This window comes from Anabaenopsis tanganyikae CS-531 (assembly GCF_029891675.1).
In the GTDB taxonomy this organism is placed as follows: Bacteria; Cyanobacteriota; Cyanobacteriia; order Cyanobacteriales; family Nostocaceae; genus Anabaenopsis; species Anabaenopsis arnoldii.
In genome coordinates, this window is the sequence record NZ_JANQDF010000161.1 from 1 (window position 1) to 17616 (window position 17616).

At 43.0% G+C, this 17616-nt stretch carries 17 protein-coding genes; 3 read left to right on the top strand and 14 right to left on the bottom strand.

The genetic code is table 11. The features are described from left to right. From NWP22_RS15400 to NWP22_RS15420, 5 genes are all read right to left on the bottom strand, one after another. On the bottom strand, positions 1 to 1920 hold a 1920-nt coding region (locus NWP22_RS15400), incomplete at its 3' end, for a Calx-beta domain-containing protein (RefSeq protein WP_280802079.1). A 68-nt stretch (positions 1921 to 1988) separates the two neighbouring features. Continuing rightward, positions 1989 to 2147 carry a hypothetical protein gene (locus NWP22_RS15405; RefSeq protein ID WP_280802080.1) on the bottom strand — a complete coding sequence of 53 codons (159 nt, stop codon included), beginning with the start codon at positions 2145 to 2147 and terminating at the stop codon, positions 1989 to 1991. A gap of 333 nt (positions 2148 to 2480) precedes the next feature. Then, on the bottom strand, positions 2481 to 4553 hold the full coding sequence (locus NWP22_RS15410) for a peptidylprolyl isomerase (protein WP_280802081.1): 2073 nt from the start codon (positions 4551 to 4553) through the stop codon (positions 2481 to 2483). A 305-nt stretch (positions 4554 to 4858) separates the two neighbouring features. After that, the gene (locus NWP22_RS15415; RefSeq protein WP_280802082.1) at positions 4859 to 5698 is read right to left on the bottom strand and encodes a M56 family metallopeptidase; all 840 of its coding nucleotides are present in this window, start codon (positions 5696 to 5698) and stop codon (positions 4859 to 4861) included. A 2-nt stretch (positions 5699 to 5700) separates the two neighbouring features. Beyond that, entirely contained in the window at positions 5701 to 6120 is a 420-nt protein-coding gene (locus tag NWP22_RS15420) for a BlaI/MecI/CopY family transcriptional regulator (RefSeq protein WP_271734328.1), read from the bottom strand. A 259-nt stretch (positions 6121 to 6379) separates the two neighbouring features. Between NWP22_RS15420 and NWP22_RS15425 the strand changes: the two genes are divergently transcribed. Further along, entirely contained in the window at positions 6380 to 7114 is a 735-nt protein-coding gene (locus NWP22_RS15425) for a 2-phosphosulfolactate phosphatase family protein (protein WP_280802083.1), read from the top strand. Positions 7115 to 7258: 144 nt separating this feature from the next. On the opposite strand, the gene NWP22_RS15430 is transcribed toward NWP22_RS15425, so the two are convergent. From NWP22_RS15430 to NWP22_RS15440, 3 genes are all read right to left on the bottom strand, one after another. After that, positions 7259 to 8017, bottom strand: coding sequence for a DUF3226 domain-containing protein (locus tag NWP22_RS15430; RefSeq protein WP_342393882.1), 759 nt, complete (start codon positions 8015 to 8017; stop codon positions 7259 to 7261). Then, positions 8014 to 9156 carry an AAA family ATPase gene (locus NWP22_RS15435; protein ID WP_280802085.1) on the bottom strand — a complete coding sequence of 381 codons (1143 nt, stop codon included), beginning with the start codon at positions 9154 to 9156 and terminating at the stop codon, positions 8014 to 8016. The genes NWP22_RS15430 and NWP22_RS15435 overlap by 4 nt, the downstream gene beginning before the upstream one ends. A 155-nt stretch (positions 9157 to 9311) precedes the next feature. Next, positions 9312 to 11765 carry an ATP-dependent Clp protease ATP-binding subunit gene (locus tag NWP22_RS15440; protein WP_271734323.1) on the bottom strand — a complete coding sequence of 818 codons (2454 nt, stop codon included), beginning with the start codon at positions 11763 to 11765 and terminating at the stop codon, positions 9312 to 9314. A gap of 233 nt (positions 11766 to 11998) precedes the next feature. Between NWP22_RS15440 and NWP22_RS15445 the strand changes: the two genes are divergently transcribed. Then, positions 11999 to 12295 carry a DUF3288 family protein gene (locus tag NWP22_RS15445; RefSeq protein WP_271734322.1) on the top strand — a complete coding sequence of 99 codons (297 nt, stop codon included), beginning with the start codon at positions 11999 to 12001 and terminating at the stop codon, positions 12293 to 12295. Here NWP22_RS15445 and NWP22_RS15450 read toward each other — a convergent pair. The 4 genes from NWP22_RS15450 to NWP22_RS15465 all read right to left on the bottom strand — a co-directional run bounded on the left by NWP22_RS15450 (position 12292) and on the right by NWP22_RS15465 (position 15685). Continuing rightward, entirely contained in the window at positions 12292 to 13644 is a 1353-nt protein-coding gene (locus tag NWP22_RS15450) for an MlaD family protein (RefSeq protein ID WP_271734321.1), read from the bottom strand. The two genes, NWP22_RS15445 and NWP22_RS15450, sit on opposite strands and share 4 nt — an antisense overlap. Positions 13645 to 13661: 17 nt before the next feature. Then, complete coding sequence (locus tag NWP22_RS15455; protein ID WP_271734320.1) at positions 13662 to 14444, bottom strand: ABC transporter ATP-binding protein; 783 nt, start codon at positions 14442 to 14444, stop codon at positions 13662 to 13664. Positions 14445 to 14603: 159 nt separating this feature from the next. After that, a complete protein-coding gene (locus tag NWP22_RS15460; RefSeq protein WP_271734319.1) occupies positions 14604 to 14768 on the bottom strand; it encodes a hypothetical protein in 165 nt (54 codons plus the stop codon). A gap of 329 nt (positions 14769 to 15097) precedes the next feature. Beyond that, entirely contained in the window at positions 15098 to 15685 is a 588-nt protein-coding gene (locus NWP22_RS15465; protein WP_271734318.1) for a DUF3611 family protein, read from the bottom strand. 117 nt (positions 15686 to 15802) lie between these two features. On the opposite strand from NWP22_RS15465, the gene NWP22_RS15470 reads away from it, so the two are divergent. Next, positions 15803 to 16276 (top strand): TspO/MBR family protein, encoded by a 474-nt coding sequence (locus NWP22_RS15470; RefSeq protein WP_271734317.1) that lies wholly within the window; start codon positions 15803 to 15805, stop codon positions 16274 to 16276. Here NWP22_RS15470 and NWP22_RS15475 read toward each other — a convergent pair. Then, complete coding sequence (locus NWP22_RS15475; RefSeq protein WP_271734316.1) at positions 16257 to 16898, bottom strand: PAP/fibrillin family protein; 642 nt, start codon at positions 16896 to 16898, stop codon at positions 16257 to 16259. The two genes, NWP22_RS15470 and NWP22_RS15475, sit on opposite strands and share 20 nt — an antisense overlap. Beyond that, positions 16895 to 17611: a M15 family metallopeptidase gene (locus NWP22_RS15480; protein WP_271734315.1), complete on the bottom strand. Its 717-nt coding sequence runs from the start codon at positions 17609 to 17611 to the stop codon at positions 16895 to 16897. Before NWP22_RS15480 ends, NWP22_RS15475 begins: the two co-directional genes overlap by 4 nt. Positions 17612 to 17616 lie beyond the last annotated feature (5 nt).

Here is a 17616-nt window from a genome sequence, read left to right on the forward strand (position 1 = left end):
CGGGTCTGCTTCTAGGCTATAACCAGGGGCTAAATTATCGGAACTAAGATTAAGTTGAGTTTCAGTAAAGTTACCAGTGGTGGTAAAGTTGAAATCCGCTAACTTTAACGGTAGGGTTTGGTTAGGCCAGTTACCAGCAAACTCAGTATAGCCAAATTGGATAAACTTGTTAGTATTCGGGTCGTTGTCAAAGTCACTCGTATCATCTCGGTCTGATAGGGGAATAAATAGATTATTACTGAAGAGGTTTTCTACACTTTGGAAGCTCAGTTCATCAGAATTGTAGTGCAACCGCAGACTAATACCCGTGACGGTGTTGTCACCTGTGGAAGTGTTGTAGAATAAGGGAATAGATACATCACCGCCAGGGGTAGCAGTTAAATTATCTAATGATGTAATTTGTTGGCGATCGCCCTCCACTGGTGGTGTATCATCATTCCTAATTGTCCCCGTAGCAGCAGCAGTGGTAATGGTGGCGTTACTAGGGTTAGAGAGGGTAACGGTAAAGGTTTCCTCTAGTTCTACTACCGTATCACCACTGACATTGACTGTAATTATTTGAGATATTTCCCCAGCAGCAAAGGTGACCGTACCTGTGGGGATGGTTCCCCCAAAGTCCGCTGCGTTGGCGGGGTTGGTTCCTGTACCTGTAACCGCCCAGTTAGCAGTGCTGATACCTGTGGTATTTCCTGTGCGGGTGACTGTGAAGGTGAAGGGGGTAGTTCCGGTGTTTCCTTCTCCTCTGACTGCGTTGGTAGCTGCAATGGCGAGACTCGCATCATCATTCCTAATAGTTCCCGTAGCAGTAGCGGTGGTAATAGTGGCGTTGCTGGGGTTAGATAGGGTGACAGTAAAGGTCTCATCCTGTTCTACTACCGTATCACCTTGTACATTGACTGTAATTACTTGGGATGTTACCCCAGCAGCAAAGGTGACCGTACCTGTGGGGATGGTTCCCCCAAAGTCTGCTGCGTTGGCGGGGTTGGTTCCTGTACCTGTAACCGCCCAGTTAGCAGTGCTGGTGTTAGATGTATCCCCTGTGCGGGTGACTGTGAAGGTAAAGGGGGTAGTACCTGAGTTACCTTCTAACTGTATGGCGTTGGTGGGGGCGATTATCCCTATGGATGGTTGATTAGTTGGGGATTGAGTAAACTGACTCACATCGATGATTTGCAATCCTGCATCCCCATCAGCCACATAGGCGTAGTTCCCCACTACTTGTACATCCGTAGCAAGACCAGAGGTATCGTAAGCGCCGGTGCGGGTGGGGTTAGCGGGGTTGCTGATATCTATTATGTGCAATCCTCCAAAATAAGTAGCCACATAGGCGTAGTTCCCCACTACTTGTACACCCCGATCATTACCAGGGGGATTGTAACCCCCCGTGCGGTTGGGGTTTGCAGGGTTGCTGATATCTATTATTTCCAATCCTCCATATTCAAAAGCGACATAGGCGTAGTTCCCCACTACTGCTACATCCCTAGCATCGCTCCAATTCTCCCTGTAACGGCCGGTGAGGGTGGGGCTAGCCGGGTTGCTGATATCTATTATTTGCAATCCTAACCGACTATCAGCCACATAGGCGTAGTTCCCCACCACTTGTACACCCCTAGCTTGGTTATTAGAGGTATCGTAACCGCCGATGCGGGTGGGGTTAGCGGGGTCACTGATATCTATTATTTGCAATCCCCCATCATAATCAGCGACATAGGCGTAGTTCCCCACTACTTCTACCTCCAAAGCCCGTCCATAGGTATCGTAACCGCCGGTGCGGGCGGGGTTAGCGGGGTTGCTGATATCGATGATTTGCAATCCTGCATACCGATCAGCCACATAGGCGTAGTTCCCCACTACCTCTACACCCATAGCATCGCCAGGGGTATCGTAACCGCCGATGCGGCTGATCATATTAGTTGTCATAATATTTTCTCCCAAGCTCTCCTAAACTAAGATGTTGGTCTTTTAAGCAATGTTTTTATGTAACTTGTTTAGAGTAATTTATATAATTTAAATCTTTTCATACCATGATTTACATATAAAGATATAAGAGTATGAGGTTTATGTGCGATCGCACGGGGTATCCGAGTGATACCCTCACCCCACCTACAACGGCGATAGCGAAACGCTGCTGCTTTAGCAGATCGCATGTGAGTCAGATCCCCGACTTCTTACATAATTGGAATAATCTCATATAATTTGTCCAGAAGTCGGGGATCTGTGTGACACCGAAGATTATGTATCTGATTATCTTGACGGGATGCGATCGCATAAGCGCTGCTGCACTGAGCAGATCGCAGTTTGACATCACCGACAATTGTTACCTGTTTATTAAGATAATAATTATCCCTTTTTAAAGGTTATAAAACAACTTTCCATCCAACTGGTAACAATGTCTATGATTTGTTGCTCTTCAACTAAGTTGGCTTGTTTTAATTCGGTGTTTAATCTGAGATAAGTATCAATCAAACCAGAAATTAGTTCTATACTACGGTGCTAAACTGAGTTAAATATGCTTGTATCTGGGTTAAATCCCTGGTAGCATCAGGCGATATCGCACCTTCAATTAATTTCTCACCGGGGAAAGTACCAAACAGATGGCGTACTATCATAATCCCGTCGGAAAGAGCTTTAATTTCTCCATTCCCGTCAACATCTAGGTATTGGTTATCTACTCCTTGTTGTAAGTAGGCTTGAATTTCTCCTAGGTTGCGAGTAGCGTTAGGGGCGATCGCACCTTCGGTTAATCTCTCACCGGGGAAAGTACCAAACAGATGGCGCACTATCATAATCCCATCAGAAAGTGCTTTAATTTCTCCATTCCCGTCAATATCCAGATTCCATGCTTGCTTACCTACAAAAATCGGGTCTGCTTCTAGGTTATAACCAGGGGCTAAATTATCGGAAGTCACATTAAGTTGAGTTCCGGCAAAGTTACCACTGGTGGTAAAGTTAAAGTCCCCTAACTTTAACGGTAGGGTTTGGTTAGGCCAGTTACCTTCAGAGTCAGCATAACCAAATTGGATAAACTTGTCAGTATTCGGGTTGTTGTCAAAGTCCCCACTATCAGCTAGGTTGTCTACGTTGACAAATAGATCCTTATCAAAGAGGTTTTCTACATCTTGGAAGGTTAGTTCATTAGAGTTATAATGCAGCCGTAAACTAATACCAGTGTGAGTATTATCACCTGTGGAGGTGTTGTAGAATAAGGGAATCGATACATTACCACCAGGGCTAACAGTTAAATTGTCTAATGATGTGATTTGTTGGCGATCGCTCTCCACTGGTGGTGTATCATCATTTTGAATTGTCCCCGTAGTTGTGTCGGTGGTAATTATCCCGTTGCTAGGGTTAGAGAGGCTAACGGTAAAGGTCTCATCCTGTTCTACTTCCGTATCACCACTGACATTGACTGTAATTACTTGAGATGTTTCCCCAGCAGCAAAGGTGACTGTACCCGTGGGGAGGGTTCCGCCAAAGTCTTCTGTATTAGCAGGGTTTTCACCTGTACCTGTAACCGCCCAGATGGCAGTACTGGTGTTAGATGTATCCCCTGTGCGGGTGACTGTGAAGGTAAAGGGGGTGAGTCCTTCGTTCCCTTCTGGTTGTAAGGCGTTGGTGGGGGCGATCGCTAGAGTTACGCTTTGAGAATTGGGTAACACTGTGACAGAAAATTCATATTCTACAAACTCACCAAACAAGTTAGTCCCACGAAGGGAAATATCTGCTTTCCCAGTTTGCTCTGGAAGATAATCGAGTAAAAGTTGCTGTCCGTTAATGTTAGCAGTGACTAAATCGGGTCGGGAGTTGCTAACTATGGTATACTCTATTTCTTCTTCTTGTAGAATTGTAATGTTACTATAACGGATAAAATTATCGTCCCTGTTAATCTCAGGTTGTGCTGGGTCATCTACAATGAGAGGAAGATCACTCCAGGCAGGGTGAATTCCACTAGCGTTATAAACTGGCACTGCGGCGATCGCATCAATTGTATTTAAGTCATTGCTAGAAGAGACTTGACCAAAGACTGTAAAACCACCATTTTGATTGTTAAGATTACTGGAATTATCCTCTAAGTTGAAAAACCATTGACTGGTGGCGCTGTTGGGGTTATTACCTAGTTTAGCCATAGCGATGGTTCCCCGCACATTAGACCGCTGTGGACTAAACTCATTTTCCACCGGTGTATTGGTGGTAACTATTCCCAGATTTAAATTATCGACAGTAAACCCACCACCCTGGATGACGAAGTTAGGATTAGAACGATGAATGATAGTATTTTCATAACTGCCACTGTTGACATAGTTCTGGAAGTTTTGCACTGTTTTGGGTGCGCCTAGTCCTTCTTGGTCAAACAGGACTACTTTGATAACTCCATTACCTATGGATGGGTTAGATAACTGAAAATTAGCTACTAGACCAGTTGTATAAGGGTCATCAAAGTAATTACTTAAATCTAGAGTTGTATCTAAAGCATTGACTCCCACAAAAATATCATTGATGGGTGTGGTGAGAATGGGAAAAGAGAGGTTTGTTAAAGCTTGAGCAGTGGTCATAGAAGACTTGTTACGGATTTGGTATATAGTATAATAAGTTGCAAATTATGGGGTTACTAACTTCGGAGGTTAACCCAGATTTTTTTTAATATTTGTAGGTGGGGGTTGGTAAAGGCTGCTAATTAATCATTATTGATATAGTCATCCTATTTGAGTTGAGAAATTATCAGTGAGGAAAGGGAACACCGGATCAGGGAACACCGGAACAGAAATTGTTCATGAATCATTTAGAATTGCTATATCTATTTAGCAGCCTGTACAACTTGAGTAGGTTTTAGCTGCGCTGTTGGAGTGTTTGAGCAATTTTAGCTATGAAATAGCACTGTTAATAATGGTATCAATGCTAAAATGAACCCATTCCAGGAGTGGTAATTGATTTCTGGTGTGGGTGTTGGTGGTGATAATAAAGCCTCTATTCTTTGTTCTAAGCGATTGCCTGTATTAGCTCCTAAAGCTGCACAGCAAATGGGTGAGGATACACTGGTGCTACTTACTACCATTAGTAATGACTCTGCCAAAAGCAAAGGGTCTACCTGGGAGGCTGCGTAACTATCAGCCCGTAATTCCCGTAGGGCTAAGAGTTCCTCCCATAACACATCTGTATTAGGTAAGCAACTTGTACAAGCGCGTATGCAACCCAGCCAGAAAAACCAAAATGTGTCGCGGTAATGGTAATGTCCTTGTTCGTGTGCTAAAACACTATCTACATGGGCGGGGGTGAGGGTTTGCAGTAATCCTTGACTAACTACTAATTCTGGATGCCAAAAGCCAATTTGACCAGCAAAGGGCGCGTCTGTATTCAATAATCTAACTTGTTTACCCTGCAAATTAATTAAGGGAGATTTTCGGGCGGACTCCACAGATTGCCAACCTTGGAAACCTAGGGTAAGGCATACAATGGCAAAAAAAGCCAGATAAATTAATGCTAGTTCATAACTTAACCAGCCAGTATGTGCGCCCCCCATTTTGCCTTGGGGTCCCATGAATAAGACAGCGATCGCCGTCATAAAAATTAACAATGGGGGAAAAAGAAACAAAAACAGCGATCGCCGCCACCGGATATCCCAGCTACCTTGGAGATGATTACCAAAGACTCTTAAACTCCAAGCAACTGTGAAAGCAGTCAAAATCATCAACAGATGCATGATTATTGTTCCTCCCTGGCTTGGCGTGCGGCTTGAATGCGTTTAGCGATGGCTTGTAGTTGGTCGCTAGCGGCTTCATCCAGACTATCAGCAAAGGCGGCGATGACATCGGGATTACCGACAGCCAGAAATCGCTGTAACTGCTCGTGAGCCTTAATTACCTGTGCTTGCTGCTTGGTCAGCTGGGGTTGCCAATAAAACGCCCGCCCTTGTTTGTTGCATATGAGCCATCCCTTATCAGTTAGGCGACGTAAAACTGTAGTGACAGAAGTGTAAGCTAATTCACGGTTAGGATCCAAGAGAATGCGATCGTGTACATCCTTAACTGTAGCTGAACCCAGTTCCCAAATAATATTCAAAATTTCGGCTTCTAAGGGTCCTAAAGATAATTGTTTAGGGCGGTAATCGGGTAAAGGTGCCATATTGATTTACTCACGAATTTGAGAGGTGGGACTAGTGGATGACAAAGATTCCCTCTCTATGTTGCCAAGTCAGGAAGGGGGTTGATTATGTTTTTAGATTACCCTGATTTGTGTTTCTTGGCATCAAGTTGGCAATCACATATCACAAATATTCTGGCCTGACGATAAAAAATTCCCAGATTTTTACTGTGATCATGGTAAATGACACCCATTAGAATGTAATCTCGGCAATAGTATTGAGAGCAGGTTTATCCACCGCGTGAAGCTATTCATATACCACACTCCTGAATTGACTCCTACCGACAAAACTCCCGACTGCGCGATCGTCGTCGATGTTTTGCGAGCTACTAGTACAATAGCAACTGTTTTGGCTTCTGGAGGCGAAGCTGTGCAAGCCTTCAGTAATTTAGATCAACTAATTGCGGTCAGCGAAAACTGGCCCCCAGAAAAACGACTCCGAGCCGGAGAACGCGGCGGCGCGAAAGTAACTGGTTTTGAATTAGGTAACTCCCCTCTTGATTGCACACCGGAAGTAGTTAAAGGACGGCGTTTATTTATCAGTACCACTAATGGAACTCGGGCTTTACAACGTGTACAAGATTCTCCGATTGTACTTGCTGCCGCTTTGATTAATCGGGCGACTGTGGTAAAGTTCCTATTGGAAAAACAACCTGAGATTGTGTGGATTGTCGGCTCTGGTTGGGAAGGCAGTTTTTCTTTAGAAGATACAGTTTGTGCTGGGGCGATCGCTCACAGTGTTTTGGCGCAGTCCCAAATTTCACCAGCCGAATTAGCTGGGAATGATGAAGTAATTAGTGCGATCGCTCTTTATGCACAATGGCAAAATGACTTATTAGGATTATTCCACCACGCTAGTCATGGTCAAAGGTTGTTACGCTTGGAGTCACATGAAGATTTAAAATATTGCGCTCAAACGGATATTTTAGATGTTTTACCCATACAGCAAGAGCCGGGAGTTTTGAAAAGCCAATAGCAGATTATTGTTTCTGCTTGCAATGCCCCTTTCTAGATTATAATCTGGAAAGGGGTATATTTTGTTCGATAGGTTTACGTTGGCTTAATCTTGACTCATAGATGTATGATCACATCTGAGTCAGTATGCAAATTATCTTAATATTTATATGTCTAACAGTTGTTTGATAAACTCTACAAATTTTTCCAGAGCCGGAACCTGACTACAAGTGTCTTCACTAATCCAGTTATTATCTTTAATACTCACTGTATTAGTTTTCCCTGGTTTAAGGACACTGACAACTGTAGCTATTAAAGCTTTTTGATGATCAAATGGTTTCCAATCCAGCTTATGTTCTGCATCAAACTCAGCTAAATATGACTCAGCTTTCTCCATGTGGACAGGATAAGCAGAATGGCCACAACTATGAAGGATATTTTCTAATACACCTTGTTTTATGTTATCTGGCAGTACATAAATACCTGTGCGTGGGTAATCTGTATCTACTTTTCCTCCTACTGTGGGAAATTGCGGAAAATATACTTGGAATTTTCCACTATATTCTTGAGCAATCTTATTTGGCGAATCTTGATCAGCATCGGCAATAATTCCAAATGCTACAATTTCTTGTTTATATGGGGTATGATTTGCCAAAATAGCTAATAGAAGTTTCGCTAGGTTACTTCCACCACCTGCATATATAGCAACTGAGAGATTATCTGTATAATAAATTGCTGGCATATCTAACCTTTCATACAAATTCCCCCCTTTTTTAGGATAAGTTGGTTTAAATTTTGCCCAGAAAGGGTCTAAATTAGATTCTTTTCCATCAAATGCTTGGAATTTTAGTAGCTTGAGAACCTTGCTAAGAAATGCTAAATCATGGGGTCCCTCAACGCCGATCAGAGCATATTTCCGACTCACCAGCGAACCTCCTGTCCTAATTCCTCTCGAAGTGTTTTGAGTATAGTTTTATTCAACCTAACTGCATGAGTCTCTGAATTATTGGGTTCTATTCTATATACTACTAATTGATCATCGTCAGTATTTGCTACTAAAAGCGCATCAATCACTTCAAGGCTGTGAGTAGTCGCGAAAATTTGTACTTTCATTTTCCGAGACCAATTAACCAACCACTTAAAGAAAAACTGTAGTGCTTCAGTATGAATGGCGGTTCCTAATTCATCAATTAACAAAATTCCTTCCTTGACCTTGACCAGCATTAAAGCCATGGTTAGCAACCGAGACACACCATCACCAAAAACACTAATTGGTGAAATACCTGTTTGTTTATGGTTAATGTATATACTGGGACGAGGTATTCTTTGACCTGGAGGAACTAAAAGCTCAAGGTCAATAATTCCCGAGTCCATATACTGAAGTAATTTAATTACCTCTGACTTGAAATCTTGAAAGATAGCATCTGAAAGCAGCCGCATTTGAAACCGTTCTGCACGATGAGAAAATGGTGTAATGGTAGCAACAGGTAATGCTAAATTTTTTTGCCCTCCTTTAGGAATAAATCTATCATTGTCCCATATTTGAAACTTTGCGGTAATTGCATCTTGATTCTGACACGAGTCTGTTTGACAACTAGCAGGAGTAACCATTAGTTCCAGCTCTGCACCTTGTCGATTGCTAAAATCATCTTCTATACTTTCATCTCTATCATTTATTTCGTCATCACCAAGTGTTTGTTTGGATATCCATGTTACTTCAAGTTCCTGGTAGGTTGCTTCTAATTTAGTGACTGGGAAATCACCGGTACTAGAGATTAATATTTTTCCTTGGTAATTCTGAGTATGGTTTGTGTATCTCTGCTGGGGAAATAACCATTTGAGAGCTTCCAACCTGGAACTACTACGATATATTTCTCGCCGCGATGCTGTTGACAGCCACTCAGATAAATTTAGAGGACGACAATAAGTTGAGATTGCCTCTAGTACACTAGTTTTACCGGCGTTGTTAACTCCCACAAGGATATTGATTTGTCCTGTATCCTGTAATTCCAGGTTCTGTAAACCTCGAAATTGGTGGATGGTTAAGCTTTCAAGATTTTTCATACCAAACTAAACCGAGGTTGTAGCCATCCAATTTTATCTGACTTATGCTTTGATTGTTGAGTTTGATTCAAAAGTTTGCTAGATCAATGTAAATAAAAAAATCCCCTGGTATAATTACCGGGGGAAATCCTGAATTAAAATATTCCTTTGAGGTCTTAACCAGCATTAGCCAAGAGTAACTCTCGCTTTTCTGAGCCTTGTATGGTTACATGATTGTCATCGTCAATATCGGCGATCGCTGTAACTCCATCGGTAATTTCACCAGAAAGCATAGCTTCAGCCAGAGGATCTTCTAATAAGCGCATAATTGCTCGGCGTAAGGGTCTAGCGCCATAACTGGGGCTATAGCCTTCTTGGACTACACGCTCTTTAAAGCGGTCTGTGACTTGTAAAGTAATGCCTTTTTCAGTCAAGCGGGTAGCAACATCCCGGAGCATGATGTCCGCAATTTGCTTGACTTCATCTTTAGCCAGTTGGGTGAAGACGATAATATCATCCAAGCGGTTGAGAAATTCAGGACGGAAGTAAGCCTTTAGTTCCTCATTAACTAAGGTACGAATGCGGTTATAGTTAGCATCCTGTTCAGTCTCAAAGTCAAAGCCTAAACCACCGCCACCTTTTTCAATCACCTTAGAGCCAATGTTGGAAGTAAGAATAATTAGGGTATTCTTGAAGTCCACTTTCCGACCTTTAGCGTCTGTGAGGTGTCCGTCATCCAAGATTTGCAGCAGCATATTGAATACATCGGGGTGCGCTTTTTCGATTTCGTCGAATAGTAGCACTGAGTAAGGTCTGCGGCGCACGGCTTCTGTGAGTTGACCGCCTTCGTTGTATCCCACGTAACCTGGAGGTGAGCCGATGAGCTTGGAAACAGTATGACTCTCCATGTATTCGGACATATCTAGGCGAATCAAAGATTCTTCCGCCCCGAAGAAGTAGGAGGCCAAGGATTTGGCTAACTCTGTTTTACCCACTCCTGTCGGTCCAGAGAAAATAAAACTCGCAATGGGACGATGGGGATTTTTTAACCCTACTCTGGCGCGACGAATAGCACGGGATACGGCGGTAACTGCTTGTTCTTGACCAATTAACCGCTCGTGGAGTGTGTCTTCTAGGTGTAAGAGTAACTCCGACTCCGATTCGGTGAGTTTGTTCACTGGTACGCCCGTCCAAGAGGCGACAATTTGAGCAATGTCTTCCTCATCTACTACGGGGGACTTGATAAATTGCTCAGTTTGTGATACATCGTGCAGTTCGGCTTCGAGTTTGATTTCCTCGTCGCGCAGTTGTGATGCTCTGTCAAAATTTTGCAGTCTAACTGCTTCCTCTTTGGCTTTGGTGACACCGACTAATTGCTGCTTGAGTTCTTTATTTGTAGAGGTGCGAGAGTGACGCAACCGCACGCGGGAACCTGCTTCATCAATTAAGTCAATGGCTTTGTCTGGTAAAAAGCGATCGCTGATGTAACGGTCTGATAACTCAGCGGCGGCCACCACAGCTTGATCAGATATATGTACTTTATGGTGCTGCTCGTAAGCTCCCCGCAAGCCGTAGATAATCTCAATAGTTTCTTGTACTGAGGGTTCCCCTACTAACACTGATTGGAAACGACGCTCTAAGGCTGCATCACGCTCAATATGCTGACGATACTCATTGAGAGTAGTTGCACCAATGCACTGGAGTTCACCCCGTGCTAAGGCTGGTTTAAGGATATTGGCTGCATCTAAGCCGCCTTCTGTACCACCAGCACCAACTAAGGTGTGAACCTCGTCAATTACCAGAATGATATTCCCTGCGGAGCGGACTTCTGCAACAATCTTCTTGATGCGTTCTTCAAAGTCACCCCTAAAACGGGTTCCAGAGACTAAAAGCCCCATATCGAGACTAATTACTTGCTTGTCTAGCAGAATTTCGGGAGCATCCTGATGGGCGATGCGTTGAGCTAGACCTTCGGCGATCGCCGTTTTACCAACTCCAGGTTCACCGATCAACACAGGATTATTCTTAGTACGGCGACCGAGAATTTGGATAGTACGCTCAATTTCTTTTTCTCGACCAACTACGGGGTCAAGCTTACCCTCATGGGCTAATTTAGTCAGGTTTCTGCCAAATTCTTCCAAGCTGAGGTTTTGGCTGCGGGGGGAAGTACCGCCTGTGCTAGCGAACACAGTTCCACCTTCACCCAAACGCCGGATCACCTTTGTGCGGATATTTCTCAGATCAACCCCGATATTTTGTAGGACTTTGGCGGCGACACCTTCCCCAGCCTCCGTTAATCCCAAGAGTAAGTGTTCAGTATTAATGTAGTTATGTCCCAGGCTATTGGCTTCTCGAAAGGATTGCTCGAATAAGCTTTTTACCTTGGGGGTAAAAGGAATTTCTGGCGGTACAAAACCAGAACCTCTCCCGATAATTTTTTCGACTTCCCGACGTGCTTCCTTGAGAGTCACACCCAATTCGGCTAATACTTTAGCAGCAACCCCAGTCCCTTCTCCCACTAGACCCAGGAGAATTTGTTCAGTTCCTACGAAATTGTGCCCCAGGCGACGTGCTTCCTCCTGGGATAACATAATTACTTTAATGGCTTCGGAAGTGAAGTGTTCAAACATAATGGGTTTTTGCTCCCTTGCTGCTTTGGGCGTTGGGTGAGCTATATATTCACCCTCATTTAAACTTTTTTGTATTTTCTTAAAGATAATGTATCTTTATTTAAACTTGCATGGCAGTAGTGAGACCCGTATGAGGTGAGGTGTGGTTGCCGTCATGATTAATTATGGGGGAATATAACAACTTTTAACTCTAGAATTGCTATCAAGTAGTTACTCCATCAAAGGTATAAATCATGTCAGAATCCCACGGTGAGAAAGAACAACAACATCCCCTCTATAACCGCGATCGCCCCTCTATTAACATTTTACTCGCTCAAGGGGCAACAGACTACAATTTAGCAGAATTAGCCAGATTAAGAATTCGTTATCAAGGCTTTCCCGGGGCGCGAGACATTCAAAAAGACCTGGATAAAGTCATGCAGCAGTGGGGTTTGACAGAGGCGGAACTTTTTGATAAAACTCGCCAAATTCATGATTTGGGGGGAATTTATCAAAGTCGCGGCAAAAAAGCAGAGGAAGATTGGAATTAGTCCTCTCCATTTCTTTGTTCTCCATACTTCCGCAGCTGCTTTAATAGCTTTTCTGGGGATGATGCGGGAATGGCTGAATTAACAATGGGTGGGGGAGAAACTTCAAAATTAGGTGTGCTGGCGGCTGTTTTGAGGGAGTCTAAGGTAGTAGCTACTTGAACTTGTTGCTGCACCTGTTGTGTAGAAGACACTAACCCGCTTAAACCATTGACTAACCGCAGGAGATTCTGCCGGAAAGCCGGATCACCTGTCAACTCGTCTAAGTCTGATGTAATTTTTTGGGTATTTTCAAAAGTTACCCGTGCTGAGTCTAAGGTTTGCTGGATGAGCAGAAGGTTTTGAGGGTCATTAAGGTTTCGAGAAGCATCGCGTAAATTAGCTGAGGCTTCGGCTGCATTGGCCGAAAGGTTTTCTAAGTTTTTGAGTAATTCACCTTCAGCTAATTGATTAACCGCTGGTGATAGGGTATTGGCTGTAACTAGGAGTTGGTTGCTAGTTTCAGTAATATTATTTAAAGCACCAACTAAAGAACTGCGGTTGCTTGTGACTAGCTCATCTAGGTTATTTAATAACCGATTAGCTTGATTAGCTGTAGAACTAAATTCACTTGCTGTCACACCTAATTGATCTACTGTTTTAGTAGCGGATGCAGTCAGTTGATTTGTGGCTTGTTGTACTGAGTTGGCAGTATCCGAAAACGTACTTATTTGTCCCTCAAAAGTTTTAGTTAATTTTCGCATATCTTCACTTAGGGCTGCGATACTGGTAGCTGCTGCTGTTGAGCTTTCTAAAAGTTGATTGAGTCTTTGATAAAATTGCGGGTCATTGTATGTGGTGGCTAAGTTGGTTGAGCTACGAATTAGTTCATCAATACTGATACCAATATTACCTGGTAAGCGTGAACCATTACAAATTATTAGGGTCTGATCACAGTTATCATCTAGTGGTTTAGCGATCGCCACGCCAGTAGGTAGAGATTTTGTGGGTGTAATATCAATAATACTTTCACTAATTAACCCGCTCTGATTGGCTTCAATAACCACATCACGGGAAATCATCAAGTCAGCGGGAGCAATTTCAATTTCTACCTCTACAGCATTTGACCCTGCTTGAACTTGGGAAATATTACCGACTTTCACACCCCGATAACGGACTGGTGCGCCTCTTTGCATACCGCCAGCATTAGCAAATTCCACTATGAATTTATATGAATTTTTTCCAGGTGTGAGTCTATTCAACCAGAGGACAATCATCACAAATGCTCCCAAACCCATGAGGATGAGCAACCCTACCGAGCCTTCTCGTAATGTGCGCTTAGACGCAAAGCTGTTAGTTCTGATATCTCGCATAATTTTCCTCCATGCACCTACCCAGCCACCTGAATAGGTCCTTGTACACTCCCACTGATAAATTGTCTAATTAATGGGTTGTCTGTGGTATCTATATCACTAACTGTACCTTGCCACTGCACCTTACCTTGATAAAGGAATACCAATCTATCAGTTGTGCGGCGAATCGTACTATCTTGGTGGGTAACAATCACATAGGTACTACACACACCCTGTGTTAATTGTAACTGACGAATTAAATCTTCGATGACTGTGGAAGCAATGGGGTCAAGTCCGGCGGTGGGTTCATCGTATAGTAAAACTTGTGGCCCGTCGGTGGGATGATCGGGATGAGAAATAATGGCTCGCGCAAAACTGACCCGTTTTCGCATTCCCCCCGATAATTCAGAGGGGTAGAGATGGCCGATTCCCGATAAACCCACCATTTCTAATTTTTCCTTAACCAGTTTTTGAATGCGCGATCGCGGTATCTTGGAATGTTGATACAGTAAAAAGCCGACATTTTCATCTACTGTCAAGGAATCAAATAAAGCCGCCTGTTGAAACACCATCCCAATACCAATAGGATCAGTACTGTCCTCAATTAACCCATCTCGCCGTACCCCTTGAATGTAAATTTCTCCGCTATCGGGAGCCATTAATCCCGCAATAATTCTTAAAACCGTTGATTTACCAGTTCCTGAAGGCCCAATAATCCCTACGGCTTCCCCCCGATAAATTGTCAAATCCACATTATCTAAGACTTTATTGCTACCAAAGGACTTAGAAATACCCTTGAGTTCAATTAATGGTTCATTCATTGGTCACTAATTAGGGGGTAGTTAGAGAATATAAGTGGAAACTTGGTATTTAATCACTCAACGATAGGCTTGATGTTTATAGAGAGGATACTCTAAAATAGCTGGTAATTGGTTTATCAGATTGCCAATGGGTATAGCAAAGCAGCATATCCGGGAAATTCAAGCCGCACCCTCAAAAACTGCTTCTTCTGAAATAGCCTTTTCCACGCGCACTAAATATTCACGTGGTAGCATGGTCCTGTGTTCTACCCCTTGCAATCCTTCCATGGTCGCTAGTAACACCAATCTACCCCCTGCAGCCAGTTTGATGTCAGAAAATGGCATAAATCTGACAGTAGTTTGATTATTTCTGGAGTGGAGAATGGGTACTATAACCTATCCATAAGCAATTTACACCAACATTTTACCATTTAGAGTATCATTAATTCTGAACTATATACAGCGGATTTCATCTAGGTGAGGTACACTCTTAGCGGGCAGGATGCCCACCCCACAATAGTTTTATAATTAATATCTGTATTTTATCTAGGTAGAAAGTGCTGTATTCAGTAACTAATATAGCTTGGTGATTGAGATCAAACTTGAGGATATTTTCCCCTTTGTTCAAGTCCTAATTGTACTAGGTAGTTGTTCTGACAGGACGGGCTGCCATACTAATGTTGATGGACTTTTTCCAGTAGCCATAGGGAAGCAACTGTACCAACAAAATGAGCAGCAATACCATTAATATTAGCGACTACTATAAACACATCCAGGGCGCGAATGATTTTGTTAGGGTCAGTAATCGCTACTCCTGGGGGTTGGGATACAGCTTTTGCTACTAGGACACTCACGCTTGTAGTAGCGCCTAAAATGCTCAGGAGTATTCCCACCAAACCCACCATTACACCCATGCGGATGGCTCTGGTGGTATCTACTTTACTGGGGTGGAGAGTGGGGTTAGGATTGTCTAAGCGTCTACCTATGCGGGTGTAACGAAAATCCCAAAATATGCTGAATAATAAGAATAAAATTGAGGTGACAACCCAGAATACACCAATTCCAAAGCCTGGGTTCGGTTGTTGAGCAAATTCACGCCCAGGAGAAGCAAATAACAGCAATAAGGTACAAACTAGGGCTAATGCTAATTGTACCCATAGGGTAATCCACCCTGTGAGGCGAATTTGAGTGGCGATTTTATGCTGTCTATTTCTATTGTGGTGCGATGGTGCTAGCGATCGCACTTCTGTATTTGGTTCCATATTTTTCACCCTACCCCCATCCTAGATGATAATTTGCTGCTGTAGTGAATGTAATCATCCAGAGGCAGAATTGCAGTTAATATTTATCAATATTGAATATCCTAAAGGATAAAAGAGATGATCAGATCCTGGATGGTTATAGGGGGTGTAGCTTTGTTAATAGCTTTAGGATCTAACTTAATTACACCCAGCGACGTACAATGGTTTAGGCGCTTACGTAGACCGCGATGGTTAACCTTTGAGAGAGCAATTCCAGTAATTTGGACTTTAATATTTATTTGTGGTGGTTGGTCAGCTTATATAGTCTGGGAAAGTAATCCAGGTACGGGACGAACTTGGTTACTCATGGGTTTATACTTACTATTAGAAATTGTCACCATCGCCTATACACCGGTAATGTTTTGGCTGCGTAGTCTGCGGGTGGGTACGATTATTGGTGGTACAGGTTTTGTCATCTGTCTGATTTTGACAGTAGCAATTTTACCTGTTTACAGAGTTGCAGCAGTATTATTGATACCCTATTTGTTGTGGAGTCCCATTGGTACATATACCACGTGGAAAATGATTAACCTTAATCCTCAAGATGCTTGAGAATTCGACTTAGATCCTCAGCCTTACTTAAAATAAATAAACTACCATCTCCTCCCCGTCCAATGCGGAAACTTTGATCTAAATAAGTAATATCTAAAGTAGGGACTCTCCCTTGAGGATTGTTAGCAGGAACTACTTTAAACGGGTTAAGTTGGGGAGTATCAAAACCCAAAATCTTCTCAATGGATAGATAGCGTTGATCAAAATCTACGTTGATGCGTTGCTCTGTTGCTGGTGCAAAACTAGCTGTTACTTTCACATATCCAGAAACTAACCCCAAAGAATGTTTCACAAAAGCTAAGTTAAAAAATCGTTTGTTGGTAACATCAATTACCTGATAAACTTGACCTAACTGTAATCCTAGGGGGAGGGAATCTAAAGAACGGATTTCTCTAGCTGTGGAGTACAGCAACTTCCACCCCCCATTCAGCACAGAAGTAGCATTGAGGAGAGGTTGGGGATGGGGATTATAACTTTCTAGTTCCGTAGCTAATTGAGCAATTTCTGCAGCTAAGGTTTCACCTAGCTGTAAATCAGTCAGAGGAGAACTGAGATTACGTTTAGTTTGTATCTCCTCTAGGGAAGTTTGGAGTTTTTGCTGTAATAAAAGTCGATTATTCAAGGGTCAAATATTTTCCGGCCATAACGTGCTGTGAAAGAATTAGCCGGATTACTTTGATTATACAACCAAGCCCACATCTGGTCACCCAAGGAAAAATGCCACCATTCCCTAGGGTTGCGTTGAAATCCAGCTTTTAACATCACATTATACAATAATTGCCGATGGGCGTGATATGTTGCGGCTTGTGGGTGGTGACTATCAAGATAGTAGTCCGGGTGCGATCGCTCTGACAACTCATCAATAGGGGAACCCATATCGACTATTTCCCCCCTATCATCCACCAGTGTTATATCTACAGCAGCACCCGTACTGTGGGGAGGGGGAGTTTTTTCATCCCAACTGGGTATCGCCCAAATTTCATAAACCGAGTCCCAAACTGCTTGTAGTTGTGGTGGTGATAACTCAGCCTCAGTTAATCCCTGCTGTTGTAAAGCTTGAGCAAAACTGTAATCTACCATAAATTGTTGTACAGCCACAGGGCGATAAGCATCAAAAATCTGGATATACCAACCAGGATGAATTGCTTGTAAATAATTTTGGGCTTGAATTAAATTTTTTACCACACTTTCGCGCAAATAATAAGGAGAATATCCCCCATAGGGTGCGCCCAATTTTTCATAAGGATGGGGAGATTCCACTGCAAATAATTGCAAAGGAATTGCCGCAAGTGGTTCACCGCATTCTAATATAGGGATTTGGTGATAAGGTCTCATCAGTT